Origin of the sequence: Limnohabitans sp. (assembly GCF_031538885.1) — a bacterium.
GTDB lineage: Bacteria > Pseudomonadota > Gammaproteobacteria > Burkholderiales > Burkholderiaceae_C > Limnohabitans.
The window spans coordinates 1-7,537 of the sequence record NZ_JAVKLW010000083.1 but is presented as its reverse complement, the minus strand read 5'-3'; the positions used below and the strand labels follow the sequence as shown (position 1 = coordinate 7,537).

The following is a 7,537-nucleotide window of genomic DNA, read 5'->3' as shown; positions in this document are numbered from 1 at the left end:
TCTACAACCACCGCAGAATTCACTCTACATTGGGCTATGTCAGCCCGATGCAGTTTGAGAAAAGCTGGAACGCGGCACAGCTATTGAAGGCCGCATAATTGACCAGCTAAGAGGTACGTCCAACAGGGGCAGGTTCATACAGGTTATTGATGGCATCTTTTGAAGGAGAGAAATCTATGCAACGTCGTCATTGTTTTGTGCTGTCTTTGGGATTCATCGCCAGTGCCGCTTGGGCTCAGGGCTATCCCAACAAGGTGATTCAATTGCAAGTGCCGTTTGCGCCAGGAGGCACCACAGACATCATTGCACGTACGATTGCAGAACCGTTGAGCAAGGTGTTGGGACAAACCGTGGTGGTGGTCAACAAAGCCGGTGGTGGTGGCGTGGTCGGAGCCAATGAAACAGCCAAGGCCGCACCTGATGGTTATTCTTTGGGCATGGCGACGGTCTCCACCACGGCGGCTAATCCGGCGATCAACGCCAAGATTCCGTACAACCCATTGACAGATTTTTCACCCATCATCAACGTGGCTGCGACACCCAACATCATTGCGGTGCATCCGAGCTTCCCCGCCACAGATTACAAAAGCTATGTGGCCGAGATCAAACGCTCGCCGGGGCGATATTCATACGCATCCTCAGGCACAGGTGGGATTGGTCACTTGCAAATGGAGTTGTACAAGAACTTGAGTGGTGTCTTTGTGACACACATTCCTTATCGCGGTGCTGGTCCTGCGCTCAACGACACCGTGGCGGGTCAAGTCCCTATGATTTTTGACAATCTGCCATCGGCTTTGCCGTTCATCAAAGACAACCGCTTGGTGCCGATTGTGGTGGCCGCACCTCAGCGCTTGGCGGTCTTGCCTAATGTGCCCACTTTCAAGGAAGTGGGTTTAGAGCCTGTCAACCGCATGGCTTTTTACGGCATCTATGGCCCCAAAGGCATTCCCAAAGATATCGTGGATAAGATCAATGCAGGCGTACGAAAAGCGTTGGAGGATCCGGCTGTGCGCAAACGCATTGAAGACACGGGTTCGCTGATTGTGGCCAACACGCCCGAGCAATTTGGCGCACAGATCAAGGCCGAGTATGACGTTTATAAACGCGTGGTCATTGAGCAAAAACTGACCTTGGATTGAGTCCGTTGACTGCACAACACGCCTCAGCGCCAGACGCTAACATTGATGTTTTCATTGATGCGCTGTGGCTGGAGCACGGCTTAGCGGCTAATAGTTTGGCGGCTTATCGGCGTGACTTGAATCTGCTGGGTGCTTGGCTCCAAGTGCAGGGCACACACTTGCTTGAAGCGCAAGAGTCCGACTTGCAGCAGTACTTTGCGCACCGTCACGCCGAAACCAAGGCCACCAGTGCCAACCGCCGTTTGACCGTGTTCAAACGGTTTTACCGCTGGGCGTTGCGAGAGCGCTTGTTGGTGGCCGACCCCACACTCAAACTGCTCACGGCCAAACAACCTTTGCGTGTGCCCAAAAGCTTGAGCGAGGCGCAAGTCGAGAGCTTGCTCCATGCGCCCGATGTGTCCACCGGCTTAGGCTTGCGAGACCGCGCCATGCTGGAGCTGATTTACGCCAGTGGTTTACGCGTGAGCGAGTTGGTGAACCTCAAAATCTTGCATGTGAGCTTGAACGATGGCGTGTTGCGCATTATGGGCAAGGGCAGCAAAGAGCGTTTGGTGCCTTTTGGCGAAGTGGCGCGTGATTGGTTGCAACGCTATTTGAGTGAGGCACGTCCCGCTCTGCTGGCGGGCCACCAAACCGAAGCTTTGTTTGTCACGGTACGGGGTAAAAATGCGGGAGAGTCCATGACCCGCGCCATGTTTTGGCAACTCATCAAGCGCTATGCGTTGCAAGCACAAATACGTGTGCCAATTTCGCCGCATACCCTGCGCCACGCGTTTGCCACGCATTTGCTCAACCACGGGGCCGATTTGCGTGCTGTACAAATGCTGTTGGGCCATGCTGATATTTCCACCACCACGATTTATACGCACATTGCGCGGGAACGGTTGAAGAGCCTGCACGGTCAGCACCACCCACGCGGGTGAAGAGCACCACCCTCTCGGGTGAAGGTCTGAACCACCCAAGGGGTGAGGGGCCTCAACCGCCGAGCAGGTAACTCAATTCCGTGTCTGTGAAACCCGCACGTTTGCGGGCTTCTTCGTTAAAGGGAGGGCGGAGTTTGGGCGCATCGTAGCGTTGCACCAGTTCACCATAGAGAGGCACGGGATCCAAGTCACGTTGCGCGCACAGCCAGCGGTACCAGTGGTTGCCAATCGCCACATGGCCCACTTCATCACGCAAGATGACATCCAAAATTTCCACGGCTTTCAGGGCGTTGGGGTTGGCGGCTTTGCGTAGTTTGGCTTGAATCAAGGGCGTGGCATCCAAGCCGCGCGCTTCCAGTGTGCGGGGGACGAGCGCCATACGCGCCAACACATCGTCTGCCGTCTTTTGACACATGTGCCACAAACCATCGTGGGCATCAAAGTCCCCGTATTGGTGGTCGACGCTTCGCAAGTGGGTGTGCAGCATCTCGAAGTGTTGTGATTCTTCGTAGGCCACACGCAGCCAGTCGGTGTAAAACGCTTCTGGCATGTGGGGAAAGCGCCAAACCGCGTCCAAGGCGAGGTTGATGGCATTGAACTCAATGTGGCACACCGCATGCAGCAACGCGGCCAAACCTTCGGGGGTGAATGGCGTGCGCGTGGGCACTTGTTTGGCTGGAATCAAGCGTGGCAGCGCGGGGCGGCCGGGCAGTGTCTGTGCGGCGTCTGGCGTCATGACGGCGTTGGGCGAGAGCCGCAACTCTTTTTGACGAGCCCACAGCGACTGAACCGCTTGAACTTTCTCATCGGGATCACATGTACACAAGGCACTCAGGGCTAAATGGCGCAGGCTCATCTCTACAATTGTAGAAAACCAAAACCATGCAGGAGATTGCCATGTCTATTTACCAACTCGATGTACGCACCCCACACATTGCAAACTCTGCTTGGGTGGCTGACAACGCCCAAGTGATGGGTGATGTGCACATGGCTGCCGACAGCAGCGTGTGGTTCAGCAGCGTGGTGCGAGGCGACAGCGCGACGATCCACATTGGAGAGGGCAGCAATATCCAAGATGGCAGTGTGTTGCATGCCGATGTCGGGGTTCCTTTGATCATTGGCAAGCACGTGACCGTGGGCCACATGGTGCAACTGCACGGTTGCACGGTGGGTGATGAGTCCTTGATTGGTATTGGTGCTGTGGTGCTCAATCGTGCCAAGATCGGCAAGAACTGCTTGGTTGGCGCAGGCTCGCTGGTCACCGAAGGCAAAGAGTTTCCAGATGGCTCCATGATCATGGGCAGTCCAGCCAAGGTGGTGCGTCAACTAACGCCTGAACAAATCGAAGGTTTGCGCCGCAGTGCGCAGCACTATGTAGATAACAAAAACCGTTTCAAAACAGGTTTAAAGAAAATTGTTTGATGCCTCAATTGCATAAATTTTTGTTCGATGGTTTGCCCGTACGTGGCATGTTGGTCCAGCTGACAGACGTGTGGCAAGAGGTGCTCAAGCGCCGTGCCGACAATGTTGAAACCGGCCCTTATGCTGCGCCTGTGCGCCACTTGCTGGGCGAGATGACGGCTGCTGCGGTGCTGATGCAATCCAACATCAAGTTCAATGGCGCGTTGGTGATGCAAATTTTTGGTGATGGCCCGTTGAAGTTGGCTGTGGTCGAAGTCAATCCCAATTTGAGCCTGCGTGCCACGGCCAAAGTGGTCGGCGAGTTAGGCGACGCTAGCACCCTACCGGAGATGGTCAACGTACACAACGAAGGCCGTTGTGCCATCACGCTGGACCCCTTGAACAAGATGCCGGGACAACAGCCTTATCAAGGCGTGGTGCCTTTGTTTGACGACCAGCGTAACAAACTCGACAAATTCAGCGATGTGTTGCAGCACTACATGCTGCAAAGCGAACAGTTGGACACCACCTTGGTCTTGGCTGCGAATGACGCCACAGCCGCGGGCTTGCTGATTCAGCGTTTGCCTATCAAAGGTGAAGGCAACTTGGCTGCCAAAGCGACCATGGAGGATGAGGATGAAATTGGTCGCAATGAGGACTACAACCGCATCTCCATTTTGGCTTCTAGCTTGACCGTCGATGAGTTGCTGAACCTAGACGCTGAAACCATTTTGCGTCGGCTGTTCTGGGAAGAAAAACTTGTCCGCTTCGAACCCTTGACCCCGAGCTTCGCCTGCTCATGCAGTCGCGAACGTGTGAGTAACATGATTCGCAGCTTGGGGACCGAAGAGGTCGAGAGCATCTTGGCTGAACGCGGTGAGGTGGAAGTGGGTTGCGACTTCTGTGGTCAGCAATACCGCTACGACGCCGTCGATGCGGCGCACATCTTTACGGGCGATCAGCGCCAAGCGCCGGGCACGTCCTCGCTGCAATAAAACGTTCAGGGCACGAGCAGGCCCGTAAACAAACGATGTTCACAGTCACCATTGCCGCAGGTCTCGCAAAGGCCGCTCCAACGTGTGGGCGATTCTTGGCGTGCCAGTTGTTTGGCCCATTGCGGTGCTTGGCGGCCCATGCAAAACAAGGCATTTTCTAAACGCTGCGGGCCAGAGCCGTAGACCACTTGGTACGGCAAGTTCGCTTGCGACAACATATGCCGCACTTTTTGGTCGACAGGTTCGCGTACATGCGGGCCATCGCGTTGCAGGCCATCGCTGACCCATGCAAGGTCTAGCCCTGTCAGCAAGGTGACGTCAAACAAAGCTTGGTGTACGAGTGCCAAGTCATCGTGGCTGTGGTCGTTGAAAAGGAGTTGGCTGTAGACCGCCGTCATCAGCGGCGTGGTGTCTGCAATCACCACTGTGTCAGCTGGTGTAGCCATGACACGTGCGATTTGCGTCTGAACAATGTGGTGTTGCTCGTCTTGTGTGGGGGTGCGTTGGTGGGTGTCACACCATTCACGCAGGTACTCCCCCACGTGATGCACGGCCAAGCCAGAGTTGCGCAAGTGTGCGCTCAACGCCAAGGCCAGTTGTGACTTCCCTGTGCTTTCTGCGCCGAGCAATGCAATCTTCATGCGCTGACTCTATGACTGCGTTGAAGCCAAGTGCGCCAACCCACCACACTCAAAACCGCGAACACGATGTAGAGCAGACTTGTCAGCCACAAGGCTTTCCATGCGAACAAACCGACAGCCACCACATTGACCGCCAGCCATGCCCACCAGTTCTCCACCCGTTTGTGTGCGAGCAAGTATTGCCCGACCAAGCTGAATGCTGTAGGGAATGCGTCCCACCAGGGCACATCGGTGTCTGTGAAGTCGCGCAACACATAGCCCGTGATAGCCCATAAAGCCATGCCGATCAGTGTGGTGCCCCAACGCTGTTGGGGCGTGAGTTGCGTGATGCGTAAGGACGTCAGTGCTGTACCGCGTAGCCACAACCACCAGCCCCATGCGGCCAGCGCAATAAAGAGCAGTTGTAGCAGGGCATCACCGTACAAGCGACTTTTCCAAAAAATCAAAAAGTAGAGGGCAGAGCTGAGGATGGCGAACAACCATCCCCAATGCTGTTCGGTGATGGTGAACACCACCATGACTAAGCCCAGCAGTACAGCGATGAGTTCAATCCAAGAGGTGCTGTAGTCCCATAGCGTGAAGGCGACGGAAAAAGTGACGTCAATCACTTTGCGATTTGCACGAAAACTTCGTTGGGTTTGACCATGCCGATTTCAGAGCGGGCACGCTCTTCGACCATCTCCACACCGTCTTTCAGGTCATGGAGTTCTGCGCTCAACCGGTCATTGGCCAATTGCGCAGCGGCATTTTGCTGTTTTTGATCTTTGAGGGTTTGACGCAGACGAATCACATCAGGCAAGCTGCCACGTCCAAACCACAACTGACCTTGCAAGACCAGCAGCAATGCAATCAGTACGAGGTGGAGTGGACGCAACATCACGCAGGGTTAACGCAGGTTGTAGAAGGCCGCACGACCTGGGTACACCGCGATATCGCCCAAGTCTTCTTCGATGCGCAAGAGTTGGTTGTATTTGGCCATGCGGTCCGAGCGGCTCATGGAACCGGTTTTGATTTGACCCGCGTTCAAGCCCACAGCGATGTCCGCAATGGTGCTGTCTTCGGTCTCGCCTGAGCGGTGGCTGATGACGGCGGTGTAGCCCGCACGTTTGGCCATTTCGATGGCTGCAAAGGTTTCGGTCAAGGTGCCGATTTGGTTGATCTTGATGAGGATCGAGTTGGCTATGCCTTTGTCGATGCCTTCTTTGAAGATCTTGGTGTTGGTCACGAACAAGTCGTCCCCCACGATTTGCACTTTCTTGGCCAAGCGGTCAGTCAACACTTTCCAGCCGTCCCAGTCGTTTTCGGCCATGCCGTCTTCGATGCTGATGATGGGGTACTTGTCACACCAGGTGGCGAGCATGTCGGTCCATTGTTGAGCCGTCAATTGCAAGCCTTCGCCAGACAAGTGGTACTTGCCGTCTTTGTAGAACTCACTGGCCGCACAGTCCAAACCAATGGCGATTTGTTCGCCTGCGGTGTAGCCCGCAGCGGCAATCGCGTCCAAGATCATTTGGATGGCGGCCTCGTGGCTGGTGACGTTAGGGGCAAAGCCACCTTCGTCGCCCACGGCAATGCTCATGCCTTTGTCGTGGATGATTTTCTTCAAGGCATGAAACACTTCAGCGCCGTAACGCACGGCTTCGCGGAAGGTAGGCGCGCCCACGGGAATGATCATGAACTCTTGCAAGTCCAAGTTGTTGTTGGCATGTGCGCCGCCGTTGATGACGTTCATCATGGGCACGGGCAACTGGTTGCCATTCATGCCGCCGAAGTAGCGGTACAAAGGCAACCCAGATTCTTCAGCCGCGGCGCGCGCCACCGCCATCGACACAGCCAACAAGGCGTTGGCACCCAAGCGGCTTTTGTTTTCGGTGCCGTCGAGGTCGATCAAGGTTTTGTCGAGGAAGGCTTGTTCCGACGCGTCTAAACCCAAAATGGCTTCAGAAATTTCGGTGTTGATGTGCTCGACCGCTTTCAACACGCCTTTGCCAAGGTAGCGGCTTTTGTCGCCGTCGCGCAGTTCAATGGCTTCGCGGCTGCCAGTGGAAGCACCTGAGGGCACTGCGGCACGGCCCATGGTGCCGGACTCCAACAACACATCACATTCGACGGTGGGGTTGCCGCGGCTGTCCAAAATTTCACGGGCGACGATGTCGACGATAGCGCTCATTGGTGTAAATCTCCTTGAGTAAATTACTGAATTTAAGTGGTTTAAATTATTTTTCGATTTTTTCGGAATTTTTCTTTTCAGGATTAATGCGTTGGAATTTCAATTCAATAATTCCTGTTTTTTTATAGTTGGCGGATTCAAGGACGAAGTGCAACACGCTTTAACGAGGCATGGAATACCTCGTGAGGTGTCTTGAATCCTAGTCGCTTTCTGGGGCGGTGATTCAATCGGTTTTCAATCATAGTCAATTCCTCATCCGTCACGGTTT

At 54.8% G+C, this 7,537-nt stretch carries 10 protein-coding genes and 1 pseudogene; 5 read left to right on the top strand and 6 right to left on the bottom strand.

Features of this window, described 5'->3' with window-relative positions:
* From RMS03_RS11655 to xerD, 3 genes are all read left to right on the top strand, one after another.
* A partial coding sequence (locus RMS03_RS11655) for an IS3 family transposase (RefSeq protein ID WP_405023511.1) occupies positions 1-98 on the top strand: 98 nt, incomplete at its 5' end.
* Between the two features lie 78 nt (positions 99-176).
* Entirely contained in the window at positions 177-1,139 is a 963-nt protein-coding gene (locus RMS03_RS06815) for a tripartite tricarboxylate transporter substrate binding protein BugE (protein ID WP_310626332.1), read from the top strand.
* Entirely contained in the window at positions 1,136-2,062 is a 927-nt protein-coding gene (gene xerD, locus RMS03_RS06810; RefSeq protein ID WP_405023510.1) for a site-specific tyrosine recombinase XerD, read from the top strand. Before RMS03_RS06815 ends, xerD begins: the two co-directional genes overlap by 4 nt.
* A gap of 52 nt (positions 2,063-2,114) precedes the next feature.
* Here xerD and RMS03_RS06805 read toward each other — a convergent pair whose 3' ends face one another.
* The gene (locus RMS03_RS06805; protein ID WP_310626330.1) at positions 2,115-2,918 is read right to left on the bottom strand and encodes a ferritin-like domain-containing protein; all 804 of its coding nucleotides are present in this window, start codon (positions 2,916-2,918) and stop codon (positions 2,115-2,117) included.
* 41 nt (positions 2,919-2,959) lie between these two features.
* On the opposite strand from RMS03_RS06805, the gene RMS03_RS06800 reads away from it, so the two are divergent.
* Complete coding sequence (locus RMS03_RS06800; RefSeq protein ID WP_310626329.1) at positions 2,960-3,484, top strand: gamma carbonic anhydrase family protein; 525 nt, start codon at positions 2,960-2,962, stop codon at positions 3,482-3,484.
* The gene (locus RMS03_RS06795; RefSeq protein WP_310626328.1) at positions 3,484-4,458 is read left to right on the top strand and encodes an Hsp33 family molecular chaperone HslO; all 975 of its coding nucleotides are present in this window, start codon (positions 3,484-3,486) and stop codon (positions 4,456-4,458) included. Before RMS03_RS06800 ends, RMS03_RS06795 begins: the two co-directional genes overlap by 1 nt.
* 5 nt (positions 4,459-4,463) lie before the next feature.
* Here the strand turns inward: RMS03_RS06795 and RMS03_RS06790 are convergent, their stop codons facing one another.
* The 5 genes and pseudogenes from RMS03_RS06790 to RMS03_RS06770 all read right to left on the bottom strand — a co-directional run.
* Positions 4,464-5,099, bottom strand: coding sequence for an ATP-binding protein (locus RMS03_RS06790; RefSeq protein WP_310626327.1), 636 nt, complete (start codon positions 5,097-5,099; stop codon positions 4,464-4,466).
* On the bottom strand, positions 5,096-5,707 hold the full coding sequence (gene pnuC, locus RMS03_RS06785; protein ID WP_310626326.1) for a nicotinamide riboside transporter PnuC: 612 nt from the start codon (positions 5,705-5,707) through the stop codon (positions 5,096-5,098). Before pnuC ends, RMS03_RS06790 begins: the two co-directional genes overlap by 4 nt.
* Positions 5,704-5,976 (bottom strand): cell division protein FtsB, encoded by a 273-nt coding sequence (ftsB, locus tag RMS03_RS06780; protein WP_310626325.1) that lies wholly within the window; start codon positions 5,974-5,976, stop codon positions 5,704-5,706. Before ftsB ends, pnuC begins: the two co-directional genes overlap by 4 nt.
* Positions 5,977-5,985: 9 nt before the next feature.
* A complete protein-coding gene (eno, locus tag RMS03_RS06775) occupies positions 5,986-7,269 on the bottom strand; it encodes a phosphopyruvate hydratase (protein ID WP_310626324.1) in 1,284 nt (427 codons plus the stop codon).
* A gap of 137 nt (positions 7,270-7,406) precedes the next feature.
* Positions 7,407-7,537: pseudogene (locus RMS03_RS06770) on the bottom strand (IS30 family transposase); the annotation flags it as partial.